At 73.6% G+C, this 19,177-nt stretch carries 14 protein-coding genes; 7 read left to right on the top strand and 7 right to left on the bottom strand.

The annotated features are described in order from the left end of the window. Positions 1 to 52: 52 nt before the first annotated feature. The 3 genes from ACIQVZ_RS06480 to ACIQVZ_RS06470 all read right to left on the bottom strand — a co-directional run bounded on the left by ACIQVZ_RS06480 (position 53) and on the right by ACIQVZ_RS06470 (position 2,240). Positions 53 to 367, bottom strand: a complete 315-nt coding sequence (locus ACIQVZ_RS06480; protein ID WP_402447626.1) for a hypothetical protein — start codon at positions 365 to 367, stop codon at positions 53 to 55. A gap of 188 nt (positions 368 to 555) precedes the next feature. Continuing rightward, the gene (locus tag ACIQVZ_RS06475) at positions 556 to 846 is read right to left on the bottom strand and encodes a hypothetical protein (RefSeq protein ID WP_402447624.1); all 291 of its coding nucleotides are present in this window, start codon (positions 844 to 846) and stop codon (positions 556 to 558) included. Positions 847 to 1,049: 203 nt separating this feature from the next. After that, positions 1,050 to 2,240 (bottom strand): alpha/beta hydrolase family protein, encoded by a 1,191-nt coding sequence (locus tag ACIQVZ_RS06470; RefSeq protein ID WP_402447622.1) that lies wholly within the window; start codon positions 2,238 to 2,240, stop codon positions 1,050 to 1,052. 394 nt (positions 2,241 to 2,634) lie between these two features. On the opposite strand from ACIQVZ_RS06470, the gene ACIQVZ_RS06465 reads away from it, so the two are divergent. From ACIQVZ_RS06465 to ACIQVZ_RS06450, 4 genes are all read left to right on the top strand, one after another. Continuing rightward, positions 2,635 to 3,108, top strand: coding sequence for a hypothetical protein (locus ACIQVZ_RS06465; RefSeq protein WP_402447620.1), 474 nt, complete (start codon positions 2,635 to 2,637; stop codon positions 3,106 to 3,108). Then, positions 3,105 to 3,458: a hypothetical protein gene (locus tag ACIQVZ_RS06460; protein ID WP_402447618.1), complete on the top strand. Its 354-nt coding sequence runs from the start codon at positions 3,105 to 3,107 to the stop codon at positions 3,456 to 3,458. Before ACIQVZ_RS06465 ends, ACIQVZ_RS06460 begins: the two co-directional genes overlap by 4 nt. Before the next feature lie 242 nt (positions 3,459 to 3,700). Continuing rightward, positions 3,701 to 4,756, top strand: coding sequence for an RNA ligase family protein (locus ACIQVZ_RS06455; RefSeq protein WP_402447616.1), 1,056 nt, complete (start codon positions 3,701 to 3,703; stop codon positions 4,754 to 4,756). A 379-nt stretch (positions 4,757 to 5,135) separates the two neighbouring features. Continuing rightward, a complete protein-coding gene (locus ACIQVZ_RS06450) occupies positions 5,136 to 6,188 on the top strand; it encodes an alpha/beta hydrolase (protein WP_402447614.1) in 1,053 nt (350 codons plus the stop codon). Between the two features lie 95 nt (positions 6,189 to 6,283). On the opposite strand, the gene ACIQVZ_RS06445 is transcribed toward ACIQVZ_RS06450, so the two are convergent. Further along, on the bottom strand, positions 6,284 to 6,979 hold the full coding sequence (locus ACIQVZ_RS06445; RefSeq protein WP_402447611.1) for a tyrosine-protein phosphatase: 696 nt from the start codon (positions 6,977 to 6,979) through the stop codon (positions 6,284 to 6,286). A 201-nt stretch (positions 6,980 to 7,180) separates the two neighbouring features. On the opposite strand from ACIQVZ_RS06445, the gene ACIQVZ_RS06440 reads away from it, so the two are divergent. The 3 genes from ACIQVZ_RS06440 to ACIQVZ_RS06430 all read left to right on the top strand — a co-directional run bounded on the left by ACIQVZ_RS06440 (position 7,181) and on the right by ACIQVZ_RS06430 (position 11,112). Further along, positions 7,181 to 8,110 (top strand): diiron oxygenase, encoded by a 930-nt coding sequence (locus ACIQVZ_RS06440; RefSeq protein WP_402447609.1) that lies wholly within the window; start codon positions 7,181 to 7,183, stop codon positions 8,108 to 8,110. 94 nt (positions 8,111 to 8,204) lie between these two features. Beyond that, entirely contained in the window at positions 8,205 to 9,926 is a 1,722-nt protein-coding gene (locus ACIQVZ_RS06435) for an FAD-dependent oxidoreductase (protein ID WP_402447607.1), read from the top strand. A gap of 118 nt (positions 9,927 to 10,044) precedes the next feature. Then, positions 10,045 to 11,112, top strand: coding sequence for a restriction endonuclease (locus tag ACIQVZ_RS06430; protein WP_402447606.1), 1,068 nt, complete (start codon positions 10,045 to 10,047; stop codon positions 11,110 to 11,112). A gap of 81 nt (positions 11,113 to 11,193) precedes the next feature. Here the strand turns inward: ACIQVZ_RS06430 and ACIQVZ_RS06425 are convergent, their stop codons facing one another. The 3 genes from ACIQVZ_RS06425 to ACIQVZ_RS06415 form a co-directional block, all read right to left on the bottom strand. Then, the gene (locus tag ACIQVZ_RS06425; protein ID WP_402447604.1) at positions 11,194 to 16,035 is read right to left on the bottom strand and encodes a DNA repair ATPase; all 4,842 of its coding nucleotides are present in this window, start codon (positions 16,033 to 16,035) and stop codon (positions 11,194 to 11,196) included. 91 nt (positions 16,036 to 16,126) lie between these two features. After that, the gene (locus ACIQVZ_RS06420) at positions 16,127 to 18,145 is read right to left on the bottom strand and encodes a flotillin family protein (RefSeq protein ID WP_402447602.1); all 2,019 of its coding nucleotides are present in this window, start codon (positions 18,143 to 18,145) and stop codon (positions 16,127 to 16,129) included. Positions 18,146 to 18,298: 153 nt separating this feature from the next. Beyond that, complete coding sequence (locus ACIQVZ_RS06415) at positions 18,299 to 19,027, bottom strand: hypothetical protein (RefSeq protein ID WP_402447600.1); 729 nt, start codon at positions 19,025 to 19,027, stop codon at positions 18,299 to 18,301. Positions 19,028 to 19,177 lie beyond the last annotated feature (150 nt).

The following is a 19,177-nucleotide window of genomic DNA, read 5'->3' as shown; positions in this document are numbered from 1 at the left end:
CCACAGCAGCGACTGGGTGTCGATTGCACCGACACCCGTCACCGACCGCCGATCAGGCGGGGATGGGGCGGCAGTTCTGGCCGTTCATCCACAGGGTGCCCTCGGCCCAGCCGGTCTGACACTGGTACGCCGCGCGCGTCGTCCGGTCCATGACGATGAAGTTCTCCAGCGGCCCCCAGGTGGTGCTGTCGCAGGAGCGGCCGAACACGTTCGGAGGCTCGCTGCTCACCTCCTCGCACCGGATCACTTCGCCGACCCGCTTGCCGGGGGTGCCGTGCATGCCCCGGTCGGCCGCGCCGGCGGCGCCGACACCGCTCAGGCTCAGGGCGGCGGTGGCCATGCCGGCGACGAAGAGCAGTCGTTTCATGAGGGGACCTCCTTGGTGGGGGTGGGACTCCGCAGACAGTTCCCCTGCGATCCACCTGCGTATCGGCCCATTCGCATGAACACGTCATACCGTCGCCGTCCTGGTGGCGACGGGAGCGAACCGAAGAGGCCGGTCGACCCGACATCACGTCGGATCGGCCGGCCTCGTTGCTTGTCCGTCCGGAAGGGTCAGTCGATTTTCACGCTCGCGCCGAATTCGTACGTCCCGCTCTCGCCCGGCGCTACTACAGCGATGACGGACCCCGCGCAGCCCGGCTGGTCGTAGACCCGGGCGGGCCGGTCGGTGCGGTTCTCGACGATGAAGGGCCAGATGTCGCTGCCGTAGCAGCCCGAGGGGTTGTTGTAGGACTTGAAGCCGACCCGGAGCTGACCGGTGGCCGCCTGGGCCGAGCCGGGCACCGCCACTGCCACCACCGCGGCCAGGGCCACCGCGCCGAGGGCCTTGCTGATCCGTCGCATGTCGTCACTCCAGAAGGTCCGGGGAGCCGCCGCGAATGGCGGCTGCGCCGGGAGGACTGCCCCGATTCGCCGCAGGTCACGGCCCTGCGGCGGCCGAATCACCTAATCGAGTGCCCCGGACCGCCGCGCGGTTGGCGGCCTACTCGCTGCTTGGCGAACTGCTTGGCGAACTGCTTGGCGAACTTGGCGAACTATTTGACGAACTACTTGGCGAAGCGGACCTCCGGGAAGGCCGTCGAGGGGCCGTCCAGCAGTCGGCTCGGGCGGTTGAGCAGGTGCCGGTCGAAGAACGCGCCGAGGTACGCCCGGGTCGCGGCGAGTGCGCGGTCGCCCTTGATGGTGCCGTACTGCTCCGGGGTGGTGTCGGGCGGCAGCTGGTCACGGACGCCGAGGGAGTCCACCAGCCAGTGCATGTCGCAGAACGACAGGTGGCCGGCCTCCGGCAGGTCCAGCCAGCGCTTCCAGCCGGTCAGGTGCTGCCAGGTCTCGTCCCAGTTGGCCGTTGCGGGCCTGCCGGCGTGCCGCTGGGCGCCGAGCAGCAGCACCGGGCGGGAGAGGCCGTCGGCCGGCAGCGGAGCGAAGAAGTCGCCGTCCAGGTTCGCGGCGGCGCGGATCCGCCGGTCCTCGCTCATCGCCTCGACGGCACTCGCGCCGCCGATCGAATGGCCGGCCGCGCCGATCCGGGAGCGGTCGACCTGCAACCCGCGGACCAGCCCGGGCCCGGGCGCGGTCAGCCGGTCGATCAGGAAGCTGATGTCCTTCGCCCGGCTGCGGGTGACCTCGGCCGCCCGCTGGTCGTCCACGTGATCGCAGATCAGGCAGGTCTCCACCCTGCCGTCGGGGAACTGCACGACCGTCTCGTAGGTGTGGTCCAGCGCGGCCACCACGTAGCCCCGGGCCGCGAGGTCCTCGGCGAGGGCGGTGAGCGAGGTGCGGCTGTAGCCGTAACCGGGGGAGAGCACCACCACGGGGTGCCGCCCGGGCGCGGGCACCGTACGGGCCTTCACGCCCGTCCCGACCTCGCTGAGAGCCGGGGTGCCGAACAGCGCGGACGACACCTCGGGGGAGACGTACGGCAGTTGCTCCCCGTGCCCCCCGCGCGCGGGCTGCGCCGGGTACCAGAGGGTGGCCATCAGTTCGCGGCTGGCGGCGTCCGCCCGCCAGGGGTCGTGCCGGGCCTTGTCCACCAAGTGGACGGACGTGGCACCGATCGCCCGTCGCGTCGTCGGCGCGGGCACCTGCGGTACCTGTGGCACCTCGGCCGCCGCACTCAACGAGAGCGTTCCGACCGTCGGGGAAGCCGCCAGCGCGGCCTGCGGACCGGCCAGCGAAACCAGGACGGCAATGGGCACGGCGAGCAGAACAGCAGTCCGCCACCGAGAAGTTGTCGACATACCGCCACGCTAGGCCCGCCCCCACCCCCACCGCGTCCTGCCCGCGACGTAACCCCCTCCACCCCAGGTCGCACCCGCCGCGCCGACCGAACCCCCCGCCCGGACGAACCCGCCTCCACCTGCCCGCCCTTGCGCAAGTCGATCGCCTTTGCGCAGAGTTGAACGCCCCCGACGGACCGCCCCCTCCCGCGCCGCTTCCAGGCTCCTACGTCTTCACCCGGCCCGACGGCAACCCGATCGAGGGAGCCGCGCTCACCCGGCACTTCAACACCCCCCTCCGCCGGGCCACCCTTCGTCGCATCCGCCTCCACGACCTCCGCCACTCGGCAGCGCCCAAAGGGTGAGCCGTCACGCCGCCTACCCGGCGACCGACATCCGAGCTACTGTGGATGTCATGACTGCGGCCTATGAGGATGTGCCCTTCAGCGAGCTGCTCCACCATCCCGCCGCGACCACGCGCCGGCTCGACGCCGTCCGTGCGCTGCGGCTACGCAGACGCGACGCGGGGGACCTCGCCCTGATGCGCGTCGACCAGATGGAGCGGGACGCGACCGTCGTGGACTTCACCTCCCGCCTGCTCGCCGGGCTGGTAAGGACCGAGAACATCGCCGCCCTGCGCCAGGCACTGCCCGAAGCCCTCCCGTGGAGCACCTTCCTCCCCGCCGAGGACGTCGACACCCTGCTCGCCGAGCTGGTCGACACGGCGCGCGGCGCGGTGGCCCTGGACAACCTCGCCCCGATCGCGCTCCTGCTCGCCCAGTGGCGGCACAGCGCCGAGATCTACGCGGACCCCGCCCTGTACGCCATCCTCACCCGTGAGCCCGAAGGCGACCTCGGACCCGCCCCCGCCCCCGGGGCGGCTGAATGAGCCCGAAGCGCGGAGACCGGGCCGCGCCGCCCCCGACCGGCGGCGAGTACGACCTCCGGTTCGCAAACGCCGAGGCCGCCGACGGCTGGGAACACCTGAGCCGCCAGGCGGCGGGCAACTTGCGCCGCGCCTTCGAGAAGATCCGCGCCACTCCCCGCGCCGCCGACAACCCCGACCGTCAGCACCGGCTCAAGGGCAAGCTCGGTACCGCCACCTTCAAGGGACAAACCCCGGAGCGCTGGCAGTACGAAGTCACCGGCGGCGGACGCATCTGGTACCTGCTCGACGACGCCAACCGCACAGCCTGGATCACCTACGCGGGTACCGGCCACCCCAAGGCTACGGACTGACGTGCCGGTGGGTGGTGGGCCGGGCTGCAGGCCAACCAGCAGTGGAGCCTCAACTACGAGCAGCACGCGCCCTGATGGCACTCGCCCCGGGGCGAGCTGAACCGATCTGGGGAACGTGAACAGCCTGTGGTGGCCCATCTGGCGCGGGCGCTCCGCGACGGCGGGGGGCTGCTCGTAGCGGGGGTTGTGGAGAGGTGAAACTCCGTTGTCCGCGGGTGGGGCTCGCGGCGATGATCTCTGGTGTGGCTGACATCAGGTTCGAAGGCTCCGCGTTGCGGCCGTACCCCAAGATCTCGGCGAGGGGGCGGCTCTCCGCGTCCGGGAACCGGGAGTGGGTTGCCGTGGAGAAGGTGCACGGGGCGCACTTCGCGGTGGTCTGCGAGGGGGGTGCGGTCCGTCCGGCCAAGCGGCGGGAGCTCCTGGGCGAGGACGCGTTGGACGGCTTCTTCGGCGTCAGCCGGGTCTGGCCGGCGCTGGCGGTGGCGGCGGCCCGGTTCGCCTCGGCGGTGCGCGAGGCGGCGGGCGGGGGCGCGGGCGCTGTGGTGACCGTCTACGGTGAACTGGCCGGCGGGTGCTACCCGCACCCCGATGTGCCCGCCGTTGCCGGAGTCGAGCCCGTGCAGACCGGCGTCTGGTACGCGCCGGGGCTGGAGTGGCTGCTCTTCGATGCCACCGTCGACACCGCCGAGGGCCGGTTCTGGATCTCCGACCGTGCTCTGCGAGACGCCGCGGCCACCGCCGGTCTCGCCTGCGCCCCCGCGATCGGGCGCGGCGCGCTCACCGTGCTCCAGGAACTGCCGGCCGCCTTCCCCACCCTGGTCCCCGCGCTCCTCGGGCTCCCCGAACTCGCCGACAACCTCGCCGAGGGCTACGTCCTCAAACCCGCCGGCACCTGGCGGGAGACGGGCCCCGAGGGGGTCGGCGCGCGTCCGGTGGTGAAGGTGAAACAGCAGGCCTTCGCCGAGGACGAGCGCTACGACGGCGCCCGCCCGTACCTGCCGCCGCCGCAGGGTGCGGCCGGGGTTCCGGCCTGGCTCCTGGTCCAGGCTGCGGCACTCCTCACCCCCGCCCGCGCGGCGGCCGCCGTCAGCAAGCTCGGTCCGCGCGCGCCCGAGGACGTCGTGGCGGCGGAGCTCACCCGGGACGTGGCGGAGGAACTCGCCGAGGCGGTGGGGGGATTGGACGGTGACGTCCTGCGCGCGCTGGAAGCCGCTCTCGGGCCCGGAGCGCGTTCCCTGGCGGCGTTCGACGCCGAGGACCGGCGCTCGCCGGCGAGCCGGTCCGGGCTGAGGGGCTGAGGGGCTGAAGGGCTGAAGGGCCTGAGCGGTCGGGCTGGTCAGGCTGGTCGGGCGCGGAAAGGTTCCTGAAGGGCGTGGATGTGGGAGGGGCGTTCGGGAAGAATATGTCGGTCGGTCTACTGATTTTGCGACGAGCTGGTGCGCGCACAGGAAGTCGGCCTGGTCGACTTTCTGTGCGGATGGAGGCGGTGGAAGTGGCGGCGATGGAGAAGGTGTAGACCGGTCTACATATTTCTTCCTGGAGAGGGCACCTGCAGTCAAGGGTGGGTGAAGGGGGCGTCGAGGGGGGCTTCCGCCTGGGGTGGGCCGGGCCCATCATGGGCTCCCGGTCCGAGCCCCCGGTCGAGGGCTCCGGGTGAGGCTCCAGGAGGCAGCAGAGATGGCGATTCCCTTCCCTGTCCGGATCCAGTCCGCCGTCGTCCGGGGCGCGTACGCGCTGCCGGAGGGGCTGCGGCGGGCGATCGCGGGCGCGCCGGTGGTGCGGGACGGTCAAGTGCTCTCGCTGGACGCGCAGTTGATCCTCAAGTTGCAGCGCCTGTCGAAGGCCGCCTTGGTGCTGCCCGCCGGGGTCGGGCCGTCGAGGGAGGCGATGGAGCACGCGCGGTACCTGGTGGGCGGGGCGACGATCCAGCCGGTGGCCGTCCGGAACGTCGGAATCCCGCAGGAGTACGGCGAGTTGGCGGCCACGCTGTACACGCCGGGCGGGCTGGCGGCGGGTTCCGGGCTGCTGGTGTACCTGCACGGCGGGGGCTGGGTGGTCGGCAGTCGGGCCAGCCACGACCACGTGGTGCGGTTCCTGGCGCAGCGGGCGCAGGTGCGGGTGCTGTCGGTGGAGTACCGGCGCGCGCCCGAGCACGCGTTCCCGGCGGCTGCGGACGACGCGCTGGCCGCGTTCGACTTCGCGTACGCCAAGGCGGCCGACCTGGGCGCGGATCCGGAGCGGATCGCGATCGGCGGCGACAGCGCGGGCGGGAACCTGGCGGCCGTCACCACACAGGCGGCGGTGCGGCGGGGCGGCCCGGCGCCGGTGTTCCAGTTGCTGCTGTACCCGGCGGTCGACGCCTCCGTCCGGCGGCCCTCGCGCGACCTGTTCGCCGACGGTTTCTTCCTGACCAGCGCGGACATGGACTGGTTCCTGGACCGCTACGCGCCCGGGCCGGCCGACCGGACGGATGCGCGCCTGTCGCCCCTGCTCGCCGCAGACCTGTCCGGGCTTCCGCCCACCTACGTCGGCACCGCGGGCTTCGACCCGCTGCGGGACGAGGGCGAGGCCTACGCCGAGGCGCTGAAGGCGGCCGGGGTGACGGTGCGCCTGAGCCGGCAGCCGGACCTCATCCACGGCTACGCCAGCTACCTCGGCATCGGCCGCCGCTTCCGGGAGGCGACGGCGGAGGCGGCCGACGCGCTGCGGCAGGCGCTGGGCGCCGCGTAGCGCGCAACCAGGGGCGGTACGGCGCGGAGGCGCTCGGCGCAGGACCGGGCGGGGGCTCGTTCGGAGGACTCGACGGCCCCTGCCCGGCTGCTCGTTCAGGCCGGGATCCGCCGCGCCGCGGCGAGCTCCGAGGCCCGCGCGCCGTGCGCCAGGAGGTACTCCGCCACCGATCCGTGCTGACTCCGGATCGACAGCAGCGCGCGCTGCAGATGCACTTCGCGTACGGGCAGGGCGTTGTGCGCGGCCCCGGCCGGGGGCGGGTCGGTGAGGCCCAGTTCGTCGTTCGAGCGCAGGAAGTCCTGGAGGACCTCCGCCTCGGAGGCGCCCAGCAGCGTCTGCAGGACGGCGACGACGACTCCCGTGCGGTCCTTGCCCGAGGCGCAGTGGACCAGGACCGGCGCGGCCTCACCCCCGCCGGCGAGCAGGCGGCGCAGGACGGCCACCGCCGCCGCGCCGGCGCGCTCGGCCATCAGTGGGTACAGCTCCAACTGATCGGCGGGCCAACGTCGTTCGATGAAGACCGGTGCGTGCAGGTACCGGCCGTCGACGAGGTCGACGGCATCCGGGCGCTCCGCCACCTCCGGGTCGCTGCGCAGGTCGACGACCGTCCGCAGGCCGAGGCGCCGCAGCGTGTCCGCGCCCTCCGTCGAGAGGCCGTGCAGGCCGTGCAGGGCGGCGGAGCGGTACAGCACGCCGCGCGGCAGGGAGCCGACGCCGCCGGCGTCGCGGAAGTTCCGTACGCCGGTGGAGGCGACGCGCTCCGGACCCGCCCCGGGCTGGTTGGTGATCACGCCTCACTGTATCCGGGGGTGGGGTGCGGAGAGGGTGGAGGGGGCGGCCGGGGGAGGTCACGGACCCGAAGGGGTACGGGAGTTGTGGCGCGCGCCCGTCCGCTGCTGCGCAGGGGGTTCTCGGCGGCGGGCTCTTATTGTACTGTCCGTCTAATAAGCGGGTGAGCGGGCACCCGTAGGGGCAGGCAACTGGAGGCAGCCATGGCTCTCACCAACGCGGCGGCAGGGCAGGCGGCGGGTGCGCACGGCCACACCGCGGCCGACGACGACGTCTCGAAGCGACTGCTGGAGTCCGCCGCGACCCTCTCCTACGACCCCTCGACCGAGATCGACTGGGACGCACCGCTCCCAGCCGACCACTACGGCCTCAACCCGGAGTGGAGCACCCTCTACGGCACCCGCCTGTGGGACGAGATGACCGAGCAGCAGCGGGTCACCCTCACCCGGCACGAGGTCTGCTCGATCATGAACACCGGGATATGGTTCGAGATGATCCTCCAGCAGATGGTGCTGCGCGATCAGTACCTGAAGAACCCCGCCAACGCCGAGTTCCAGTTCGCGCTCACCGAGATCGCCGACGAGTGCCGCCACTCGATCATGTTCGCCCGCGCCTGCGAGAAGATGGGCGTCCCCGCGTACCGGCCGAACAAGGTCATCGCCCAGGCCGGGCGCGCGTTCAAGGCCCTGGCGAAGGGCGAACTCGCCTACGGCGGAATCCTGGTGGCCGAAGAGGTGCTCGACGTCATGCAGCGCGACTGGATGCGCGGCGAGAACGTCCTGGAGATCGTCCGCGGCACCTCCCGGATCCACGTCGTCGAGGAGTCGCGGCACATGAAGTTCGCCCGGCAGGAGATCCGCGAACGGGTGCGCCACGCCGGCCCCGCCCGCCGCCGCACCTCGGCCACCGGCATCGCCGTCGGCGCGTACGTCATCGTCTCCAGCATGGTGCACCCCGGCGTCTACCGGGCCGCCGGGCTCGACACCCAGCGGGCGATCGCCGAAGTGCGGGCCAACGAGCACCGCAAGGCGATGATGCGCACCAGTTCCCGGCACCTGATCGCGTTCCTCGCCGAGACGGGACTGCTCACCAGCCGCTCGGCCGCCATCTACCGGCGCATCCACATGCTCTGACGGCACATCAAAAACGGCAGGTCAAGAGCGACACGTCAACAAAGGCTCCGACTCCCGCACTTCACCACCTGTAGCGAGGGACCCCACCCCGGCCATGGCCTACGCGATCACCCGGACCTGCTGCAACGACGCCTCGTGCGTGTCCGTCTGCCCGGTCAACTGCATCCACCCGACCCCGGACGAACCGGAGTTCGGCACCACCGACATGCTGTACATCGACCCGGCGGCCTGCATCGACTGCGGCGCCTGCGCGGACGCCTGCCCCGTGGACGCGGTGTTCCCCGTCGACCGGCTGCGCGGGCCCGACACCGTGTTCGGCGACCTCAACCGCGACTGGTACCGCGACCACCCCAACGACCACGCCTGGGGTGCGCCCGCCTTCCCGCGCAGCCTGCCCGACGGGATCGGCACGCTGCGCGTCGCCATCGTCGGCACCGGCCCGTCCGCCGGGTACACCGCGCAGGAACTGCTGCGCAGCACCGGCGCCGAGATCACCATGATCGACCGGCTGCCCGTCACCGGCGGCCTGCTGCGGCACGGGGTCGCGCCCGACCACCAGTCCACCAAGCGCATCGCGGACAGCTTCGCCGGCGTCTTCCACGACCCCCGGCTGCGGATGCACCTCAACGTGGACATCGGTACCGACCTCACCCACGAGGAACTCGCCGCCCACCACCACGCCGTCGTGTACGCCGTCGGCGCGGCCGCCGACCGGCGGCTCGGCATCCCCGGCGAGGACCTGCCGGGCAGCCTGCCCGCGACCACCTTCGTCGGCTGGTACAACGCCCAACCGACCGTGCCCGCCGACGCGGTGGAGCTGTCCGGGCCCGGCGCCGAACGGGTGGTCGTCATCGGCAACGGCAACGTCGCCGTCGACATCGCGCGCATCCTGCTCACCGACCCCGACCGGCTCGCCACCACCGACATCGCCGACCACGCCCTCGCCGCACTGCGTCGCAGCCGGGTGCGGGAGGTCGTGCTGCTCGCCCGTCGCGGGCCCGCCCAAGCGGCCTGGACCAAGGCGGAGTTCCTGGCGCTGCGGCAACTGCCGGGCGTCGAGGTGGTGGTCGAGGACCACCCGGAGGTGCGGGCGGCGATCGAGGAGGCGGCCGGGACGACCGCGTCGGACGCGCGGGCCGCGCTGCTCGCCGGGCTGCCGCTGGTGCCGTTCGACGGGGGCGCCGAGCCGGCGTCGGGCCGGCGGATCGTGCTGCGCTTCCTGTCCGCGCCGACCGCGCTCACCGCGCTCACCGCGCTCACCCCGCCCGGCGGGCCCGGCACGTCTGCCGGGAGCGGGCGGGTGACGGGCCTGACCGTCGCGCGGACCACCCTCGCGGGCGACCAGGCAGTCGAGCCGACCGGGGAGACGGACACGCTGCTGGCCGGCCTGGTGGTGCGCTCCATAGGGCACCGGGGCGTACCGGTGCCCGGGCTGCCCTTCGATGAGCGGACGGCGACGGTCGCGCACCGGGGCGGGCGGGTCGTGGACCCGGTGACGGGGCGGCCGCTGCCCGGGACGTACGTGGTGGGGTGGGCCAAGCGCGGGCCGTCCGGCGGGATCGGCGCCAACCGGGCGTGCGCCCGCGAGACCGTGGACGCGCTCCTGGACGACGCGGCGGCCCACGCGCTGGCCGCCCCGGCGGCGAGCCGCGCGGACTTCGACCGCCTCGTCCGCCACCGCCGCCCGGACGCCGTCGGGCTCAAGGGACTGCGGGCGGTGGAGCGGGCGGAGCGCGCCCGGGGCGAGGCCGAGGGCCGCCCCCGCGTCAAGCTCGCCACCGTCCCCGCCCTGCTGGCGGCCGCCCGCCGACGGTAGGCGGGCAGCGGGTTGACGCTGGTCGGCACTGGTCGGCACTGGCCCGCACTGGTCGGCGCCGCTCGCAGTGTCGGACCCGTTGCCTAGGCTGCCCCTGGTGGTTCACGGGAGGGGCGGTATGTACGAGTACGAGGACGACGAGCGCGGCGACCTGCGGTGGTTCGTGGACCAGGCGGTCGAGGCCCTGGAACGGTGGCTCTCGTACGAGCGGGACCGCGACCGGTTCGGCGACCGGTACCGCAGTGAGTCGATGGTGCTCGTCCGGCACACCGTCGGCGCGAAGGGGCTCCGGCGCTCGCTCCGCGACACCGTCGATCTGATCGAGACGGTGGTCGACACCGTGGACCTGATCGAGCGGGCGATCCTGCGGGCCGAGGAGCTCAGCCTCTTTCCGGCGCCCCCGGACCTGGACCGGTGGTTGGGATCGCTGGCGCTGCGGATCCACGGGTGGCAGCGCGACCTGTGCGGCCTGCGGAGGACTCTCGGCGATCTTGAGCGCCACTACTGGGCTGGACGCCTGGACGAGGCGGCGGCGGAGAGCGGTGGCGAGGCCGCGCCCCGGTGGGACGCGGACGGCCTCGGCCTCGGTGAGATCGACCGGCAGGCGCGGGCCGTCGCCGTCGAGGTGGTCGCGAAGGTCGGCCGCCGCCAGTGGCACATGGACGAGGGCGGGACGGCGGACGGAAGGACGTTCGACGAGCGGATGCTCGACGAGAGGATGTCCACCGAGGCGTTCTCCAAGCGCAGCACGATCACCCTGGGGCAGATCGACGACGGTCACTTCACGACCTTCGAGCACACCGTCGCGGCGCTGCTGGAACGGGACGGGTTCACCGTCACGCGGGTGCAGGGCGGCGCCGGCGACATGGGCGGCGACGTCCTCGGGGTCACCGACCTGAACGTCCCGTTCATGGTGCAGTGCAAGCACTCCGGTGACCCGAGGGCGACGGTCGGCCAGCCGGTCGTGCAGCACGCGCTCGGCGGCGCCAGGGCGGTGTTCCAGGCCGGGATCATCCTCATCGTGACGAACCGCGGGTTCTCGAAGCCGGCGCGGGAGTTCGCCGCCCTGCCGACGGTGGGCGCGACCTTGATCGACCGCGAGATGCTGGTGTCCTGGGCGGAGCAGCGGACCCCGCTGGCCAAGGTGTTGGCCCCCCAGCGCGACGCCGAGGCGTCGGCCCCGTAGCGCGGTGTCGAGGTGCCGACCACGTAGCGCGGCGCAGAGGAGCCGAACCGACCCCTGACACGGGGAACGCCGCCGGGCCCGTCACCCCCGCCGGGTGCGCTTGAGCTCCTCCCAGCGGGTGGCCTGGGCGGGGGTGAGGCGGCCTCGGAGTTCGGCCAGCTTCAGCAGCTGTGCTTCGGCGTCGGCGCCGAGGGGCTGTGCTTCGGCGCGGTAGTGGTCGGTGAGGAGGGCGTCGAGTTCGGGGCGGGTGAGCGCCGGGTCGAGGCGCTGGGCGAGTTTGGCCATGGTGCGGTAGGAGCCCTGGAGGAGGAACGGGGGTTCGGTGCGGGTGCGGTCGTCCTGGGCGGCGGAGGCCAGGTAGGCGCGGTTGACGGCGAGGACGGTGCCGCGCAGGTGGAGCAGTCCGGCGAGGACGGCGGTCATCCGGTCGGTCTCGGCGGCGGGCCAGGCGCCCGCGAGGGTGCCGCCCGGGGTGCCGGTGGCGCGGGCCAGCAGGGTGTCCAGGTCGGCGCGGTCGGCGGTGGCGAGCGGGGCCAGGTGCGGGTTGGCGGGCAGCGCGTTCTCGACGAAGCTGAGCGCGAAGAGGTCCTCGCGCCCGGCGATGACGTCGCCGAGGTTCCAGACGTCGGCGCGGTTGGCGAGCATGTCGGGCAGCCGGAAGAGGCGGCCGGACTCGGTGTACGGGTTGGCGGCCATGACGACGGCGAAGCGCTTGCCGCGCAGGTCCCACTCGCGGGCCTCGCCGTCCCACACCCCGTCGATCCGGCGCTGGGCGTCGCAGAGCGGGATGAAGCGCTGGAGGAGCTCGGGCGAGGTGTGCTGGACGTCGTCGAGGTAGAGCAGCACGTTGTCGCCCGCGTGCAGGGCGAAGTTGAGCTTCTCGATCTCGCGGCGGGAGGTGGCGTCGGGGGCCTCGGCGGGGTCGAGGGAGGTGACCCGGTGGCCGAGCGCGGGGCCGCTGACGGTGACCAGCAGCAGGCCGAGCCGTTCGGCGAGGTACTCGACGAGGGTGGTCTTGCCGTAGCCGGGCGGGGAGACCAGGAGTAGCAGGCCGCTGCGGTCGACCGGTCCGCCGGTGTCGGCGGTGCCGAGCTGTTTGGCGAGGTTGTCGCCGACCAGCGGCAGGTAGACCTGGTCGATGAGCTGGTTGCGGACGAAGCCGTTGAGCGGGGCCGGCCGGTACTGGTCGAGGCGTAGCCGGGTGTGCTCGGCGGCCAGCAGATCGGCGCGCAGCCGCTGGTAGGCGCGGTATCCGGGGGCCTCGGTGGCGGCGAACTCGGCGACGCGGGCAAGGAGTTCGTCGAGGCGCAGGTCGAGCGCGCCGCCCGGGAGCCGGGGGTGGTCGCCGAGCAGGCCGGTGAGGCGGGTGGTGGCGGCGCCTTCGGCGGGCCGGCGTGGCAGGGACGGGCAGAGGAGCGCGGCGGTGGCCTCGGCGAGGTCTCCGGGGTCGGCGTCGACGGCGCTCGACTCCAGCCAGGCCTGGGCGAGTTGGCGCCTGGCGGGCAGCAGGGCGGGTTCGGCGGGCAGTGCGGCCAGCGCTTCGGTGAGGCCGGCGGACTCGGGTGCGGCGTGGAACTTGTCGAGCAGCGCGGCGGCCCCCGGCGCATACGCGAAGGTGGGTGTGGCGGCGGCGAGTTCGGCCACCAGGTACGGGCCGGCGGGCTGCGGGTGCGAGGTGAACTCCGTGACGGCGGAGCTCAGTTCACCGGCCAGGGAGTCCAGGGCGGTCAGGGCCGCCGGTGCGGCCGAAGCCGGTGCGCCGCCGAAGGCCTGCCGGGCGAGGGTGAGAGCGAGGGCGAGCGAGCGGGCCCGGGTGTGCCAGACCAGCCGCTGCCGCTCGTCGGCGCCGTGCGCCCAGTACAGCTGCGCGGCCGCCCGGGCGGCCGCCGGGTGGCGCAACAGGCCGGCTTCGGCGTGGAGTTCGAGCAGGGCACGAAGCAGCAGCGCCGCGTCGTGGTCGTGGACGCCGCGCTGGTAGCCCTCGTCCGGGCGCTGTTCGGCGGCGCGGCGGACGAACTCCAGCAGGTCGCCCTCGGTGCGCAGGGTGTCACGCAGGGCGTCCAGCCCGTCCGGTTCGGCGGCCAGCAGCAGGCTGGCGGCGAGGTATTCGGACCGGTAGAGCGCGGGGGTCTCGGAGGGCAGCGGCCGGCTCCAGTAGCGCTCGGTGGCGGCGAACGCCGGGTCGGCGACGGGGGAGCGGTAGTCGGTGCCGGTGAGGGTGAAGGCGGGGCGGCCGCGCCAGGGGACGAGGGTGAGTTCGGGCCGCTGGGTGGTGACGGCGAACAGGTGGCGGCCCAGTCGCAGGGTGCCGGGGCCGTCGCCGGCGAGTTCGGCGCGGTCGCGTCGGGCCCGGTGGGCGCGGCTGCGGGCGGCGCGCAGCCGTCCGGTCAGCTCCTCGGCCCGGACGCGGTCGCCGAGCGCGGTCAACTGGGCGGCGAGGTCGCGGAGTTTGACGGCGGTCGGGTCGGCGGCGAGGGCGGCGTCGATCTCGGCCGCGGTGTCGAGGGCGGTGAGCCGCCGGTGCAGGGTGTCGAGGATGCGTTCGGCGGAGGCGGCGATCCGGTCGGCGCGGCGGGCCCGCTCCTCCAGCAGGTGCTGGCGGCGGGCGGTGAGGGCGTCGTGGATTCCGGTGCGCCGGTCGGCGAGTTGTTCGCCCAGCGCCGGGTCGGCGTCGGCGAAGCGGGTCTCCAACTGCTCGATCCGCAGCAGGAGCCGGCCGAGCTGTTCGTCGCAGGCCTCGGGGGTGTCGGCGGCGGCGAGCGCGGCGGTGGTGGCCTGGGCGAGCAGGGCGGTTTCGGCGGCGAACTCGGCGGCGGCCTCGCGGGTGCGCAGGTCGCGGCGGCGGACGGTGAGGGCGGCGCGGGCGCGGTTCAGCAGCCCGAGGACGTCGGCGAGCCGGTCGAGGATGGCGGTGCGGGTGGTGGCGTCGGCCAGGTCGAGGGTGCCGACGAGCTCCGAGACGGTCTGCAACGCCTCGCTCTGCTCGGAGATCCGGAGGTCCAGCGGCTCGGCTTCGGCGGCGGTGGTGAGGGCGGCGCAGCGGTCGGCGAGTTCGCCGGCGCGCCGGCGGTGCGGGGCGAAGGCCTCGGGCTCGGCGAGGTGTCCGACGGCGCGGGCGGCGGCTTCGGCCAGGCCTTCGGCGAGGTGGGCGGCGAGCGCGTCGATCCGGGCGGGGTCGGCGCGCGGCAGGTCGCGCAGCGCCTCGATCCGGCCCTGGGCGCGGCGCAGCCCGGCGAGCCGGTCGACCCATTCGGCGGCGTCGGCGAGGGTCTCGCCGCGGGCGGTGCGCAGCAGGCCTTCGACGTGCTCGGCGGCCTGTTCGGTCTGCCGGGCGGCGTGCGCGGTGAGTTCGGCGACGGCCTCGTACTCGGCGATGACCTGCCGGGCGGTGTCGCGGATCTCGGCGAGCGGGGCGGCGAGGTCGCCGAGCCCGGGCTGGCCCAGCCAGTGGTGCCGGTCGGCGGTGCGGGTGCAGGCGGCGAGGACGGCCTGGTGGCCGGCCGGGGTGTCGGCGCCGGCGGCGGCGAGCCGGGCCAGGGAGAGGCAGTCGGCGAGGCCGCGGACGAGGTCGGCGTTGCCGATCCGGGCGAGCGGGCCGGTCCCGGGCGGCTGCGCGGCCGCGTGGCGCTCACTGGTGAACGGGGTCTGCCACAGCTGGACGGGGTGCAGCCGGGTGGGCCCGTCCTCGGCCGGGCGGAGGGCGATCAGGGTGCCGTCGGCGAGCAGCGCGTAGCCCTGGCAGGGCAGCGGGGCGGCGGCCTCCTGGCGGACGCTGTTGTACGGCTGGAGCAGGGCGCGGCCGTCGGCGGGGGAGCGGAACTCGTACAGCACGTCCTCGCCGTTGGGCGAGACGAGGGTGCGCTCGTAGGCCAGGCCGTCCACCGGCTGGTCGTAGCTGCGCACGGTGCCGTCGGTGAGGTGGCAGCCGCCGGGGAAGGCCACGCCCTGGTCGGCGGGCAGCCGCAGGCAGGCCTGGCCGAGCGCGTCGATCCGGGTGACCCGGCCGGTGGGCAGGTGGCAGACCAGGTGCCGGACGGTCTCCTCCTGGTACGGGCGCACGCGCACCAGCAGCAGGGTGCCGAGCCGGGCGTGGGCGATCTGGGCGTCGGCGAGGGTCTGCAGGGCCTCGGCGAGGGGTTCGCGGTGCAGCTCGCGGCCGTCGGGGGTGCTGACGGTCAGCCGGCCGCCGTCGATGCCGAGCCGGAGTTCGCCGCCGAGGTCGGCGCGCGGCGGGCTGCCGGCGGCGGCGGGCAGCTGGTCGTCCCGGGTGAGGGCGGTCCAGGTGAGCTGCTGGCCGTCGGCGGCGGTGTGGTCGCGTTCGCCGCGCCCGTCCTGGTAGGCGGGGTGCCCGTCGTCGGCGAGGTCGTCGACGGGGCGCCAGCGCAGCACCCGGACGTCGGCGGCGGCGGGGCCGGTGCGGAAGACGGCGAGCAGGCGGCCGCCGACGGGGCGCAGCCGTTCCAGCCGGGCGTCGCGGAAGTAGCGGTGCAGGTCGGCGAGGTCCTGGCGAAGGCGCGGGTCGTCCAGCAGGGTGCCCTCGGCGGGGGCGGGGGTGAGGTCGGGGTGGTGGACGCTCAGGACTTCCCCGAGCGGCCCGGCACCCGGGGAGCCCTCGGCCGGGGCGCCGGCGGAACCGGAGACGGAGACGGTGGAAGCGGTGACGGCGGTGTCGGGCGCGCTGCCCGGGCGGGTGCCGAGCAGCAGCAGCCCGCCGACGGCGGTGAGGTCCTGCGGGAGGCAGGCCCGGCCGGTGGTGAGCCGGCCGGTGCCGACCAGCCGCAGTTCCCCGCCGCCGAACTCCTCGACCCGGCGGGCGTTCAACGCCTGCGCGCGGTCGGCGAGTTCGGCGGCGGACCGGGCGAGCCGGCCGCGCAGGACCTCGTAGGTGCCGGCGTCGAGCCGGGCGTCGAGGGCGTCCACCACGTCAGTTCCTCAACTACTCAGTTTCTGAACTGCTCAGTTTCTCAACTGCTCAGGAGATCGGGTACTCGGGCGACTCGCGCGACTCAGGCGCTCACTTGGAGCCGTTGACCGAAGCCAGCGCCCCGATCGAGGTCTCGGCGATCCCCAACTTCTGTGCCGAGGTGAGCAGTTGCCGCAGCTGCCCGGCCTGCTCGCCGCCTCCGGCGCCGATCATCCGCATCAGCAGCGCGGACACCGTCAGGTTCTGCACGTCCGCCGTGGACACCGAGGACAGCACCCGGGTGAGGTCCTCGGTGAAGCTGGCGCTGCCGTCGAGCCAGGGCCCGGCCAGGGCCTGGGCGGTCTGCGAGTGCCCGACGAAGGCGTCGACGCTCTTGGCGGCCGTCACCGACTGCACCAGGCGGTCGAAGAACACCCCGTCCCCGCCGACGATGTCGATCTTCGCCTTCTCCAACCCGGTCGCGACCAGCGCGGCCTGCGCCTCGGCGATCTGCCGCTGGGTGTCCAGCCCGGCCAGCCGGACGTCCTTCTCGGCGGCCAGCCGCAGCCGGTACTCCTCGTGCCCGCGCGAGGCCTCGTCCAGCTTCGCCATCGCCGCGGCCTTCTCGGTGAGGCCCTCGGCCTCGGCCTTCAGCTTGGCGCCGATCTCCAGCGCGGCGGCCTTCGCCTTCTCGGCCTGGACGGCGGCCTCGGCGCGGCCGACCTTCTCCACCGCCGCGGCCTCCTGCTCGCGCACCTGCACCTGGGCCAGCCCCTCGGCGGCGGCCTCCGCCCGGATGCCCTCGGCCATCCGGATCTTGGCGGTGGCGTCCAGTTCGGCGGCCTGCTGCCGGGCCTCGGCCAGCACCAGCGACTCGCGGGCCTTGTGCGAGGCGGCCTGCTCGGCGGCCTCGGCGGCCTTGATGTCCTTGACGAGCTTCTCCTGCGCCTGCGCCTCGGCCTGGATGATCACCGCGCGGCGGGTGCGCTCGGCGTCCTCGGTGGCGCGCAGCGTCTTGACGGCCTCCTCCTGCTCGGCGACGGTCCGCTCGACCGCCACCCGTTCGCGGACCACGTCGGCGACCTCCCGCCGGCGGGACTCGACCTCCTTCTGCTTGGCCATGGTGGCGAGTTCGGTCTCCCGGTCGCGGCCGATGACCTCCAGCAGGCGGTCCTTCTCGATCCGCTCGTTCTCCACCGCGATCACCCGCTCGCGGTTCTTCTGCGCCACCGCGACCTCGCGGGCCTGGTTCTCGCGCTGCACGCCGAGCAGTTCCTCGGTCCGGAGGAAGGCGGTCTGGGCGTTCAGCCGCTCCTCCTCCTGGACCCGGGCGATCACCGCGTCCTCCGTGGCGCGCAGGGTCTCGATCTCGCGGCGCTGGCGGATCTCGGCGTCGGCCTGGCGGCGCTGGAGTTCGAGGACGGCCTCCCGGGCGTCCACGTTCTGCCGGGTGATCTCCTTCTCCTCGGTGCGCTGGTACTCGTTGGTGCGCACGTGCTCGATCGCCGTCAGCTCGGTGATCTTGCGGATGCCCTGGGCGTCGAGGATGTTGTCGGAGTCCAGCTGGTTCATCGGGGTCTGTTCGAGGTGGTCGATGGCCGCGTCCTCAAGGGTGTAGCCGTTGAGGTCGGTGCCGATGACCGCGATGATCTGGTCCCGGAACTCGTGCCGGTGGGTGTAGAGGTCGGTGAAGTCGAGCTGCTTGCCGACGGTCTTCAGCGCCTCGGCGAACTTGGCCGCGAAGAACTCCTGGATCGCGGACGGGTCGCTGGCGCGGGCGGTGCCGATGGCCTGCGCGACCTTGATGACGTCCTCGACGGTCTTGTTCACCCGCACGAAGAAGGAGATCCGGATGTCCGCCCGGATGTTGTCCCGGCAGATCAGCCCGTCCCGGCCGGCGCGGTGGATCTCCACCGTCTTCACCGAGATGTCCATCAACTCGGCCTTGTGCAGCACCGGGAGGACGATCGCGCCGGTGAAGGTGACGTCCACCTTCTTGGTACGGGAGACGATCAGCGCCTTGCCCTGCTCGACCTTCTGGAACAAGCGGCCCACGAACAGCAGCATGGCGAGCACGATGAGCAGTACGACGGCGACGAGAATGCCGAAACCCACGGCGATGGTGTCCATCACGGAGTCCTTTGACGAGATGACGAGATGGTGCGAAGTCGAGCAGATGAAAGCAGATGAAAGCGGATGAAAGCGGATGGGAACGGAACAGCAGAACAAGCAGTACAAGCAGAACAAAGGGGATGAAGGGAGGAGAGGGGACGCCCGGGGGAGTCAGCCGCCCGGTAGCGCCGGGTCGAACGGCGCCACCAGGAAGTGCTCGCCGTCGGCGTCGTAGTCGAAGATCAGGGCGGTGCGGCCGGCCGCCAACCCGGGCTCTTCGGTGAGCGTGCGGACCTGGACGGTCGCGGTGGAGCCGTCCTCGGCGGTGACCTCCGCCTGCCCGAAGTCGGCCGTCACCCGGCCGGTGCGGATCACGCAGACGCGGCCGACGAAGTCCCCCCGGGTCGCCGGGCGGTCTTCGGGGAACAGCCGGGACAGCGGCCGGACCAGCAGCCGGGTGCCAGCCCAGGAGGCGACCAGCGCGACGGCGAACACGCCGCCGCGCGCCGGTGCCCCCGAGGTGAGGACGGTGCCGGCCAGGCTGACGAACCAGGCGAGCGCGACCAGCAGCGACACCGCCACCGTCACGGGCACCCCGCCCAGCCCCAGCGCGTCCAGCACGCCTCCGTGGTGGTGGGCGCCCCCGCCGTCGGCGCCGTGCCCGTCCTGGGCGGCCCCGTGTCCCCCGTGGGCCGTGTGCCCCCCGGCACCGTGCCCCAGGTCGCCCGCGTGACCGGCATGGCCGACGTGACCGGCATGCCCGACGCCGTGTCCCCCGTGCAGGGCGTCGAAGCCCAGGCCGCCGACCAGCATCAGCAGCCAGTACCCGACGACCACCACCAGCGCGAAGCTGAAGAGCGCCGTCGGAAAAGCCAGCGCGGCCGCGACGAATCCCCCCACCCCGGCCACGCTCCCCCGCTGTTCCCACGGCACCGCACCTCGGCGCCATGGAGATCGTGACAGCGGAGGGGCCGTTCGCACATTGCCAGGATCCGGCAATCTTTACGGCCCTTTGACACCCTGGAACGCACTGCCGGGGGCGTTTGGCCA

This window comes from Kitasatospora sp. NPDC098663, assembly GCF_044760075.1.
In the GTDB taxonomy this organism is placed as follows: Bacteria; Actinomycetota; Actinomycetes; order Streptomycetales; family Streptomycetaceae; genus Kitasatospora.
The sequence above is the reverse complement of the archived record's forward strand: the minus strand, read 5'-3'. Positions and strand labels throughout refer to the sequence as shown.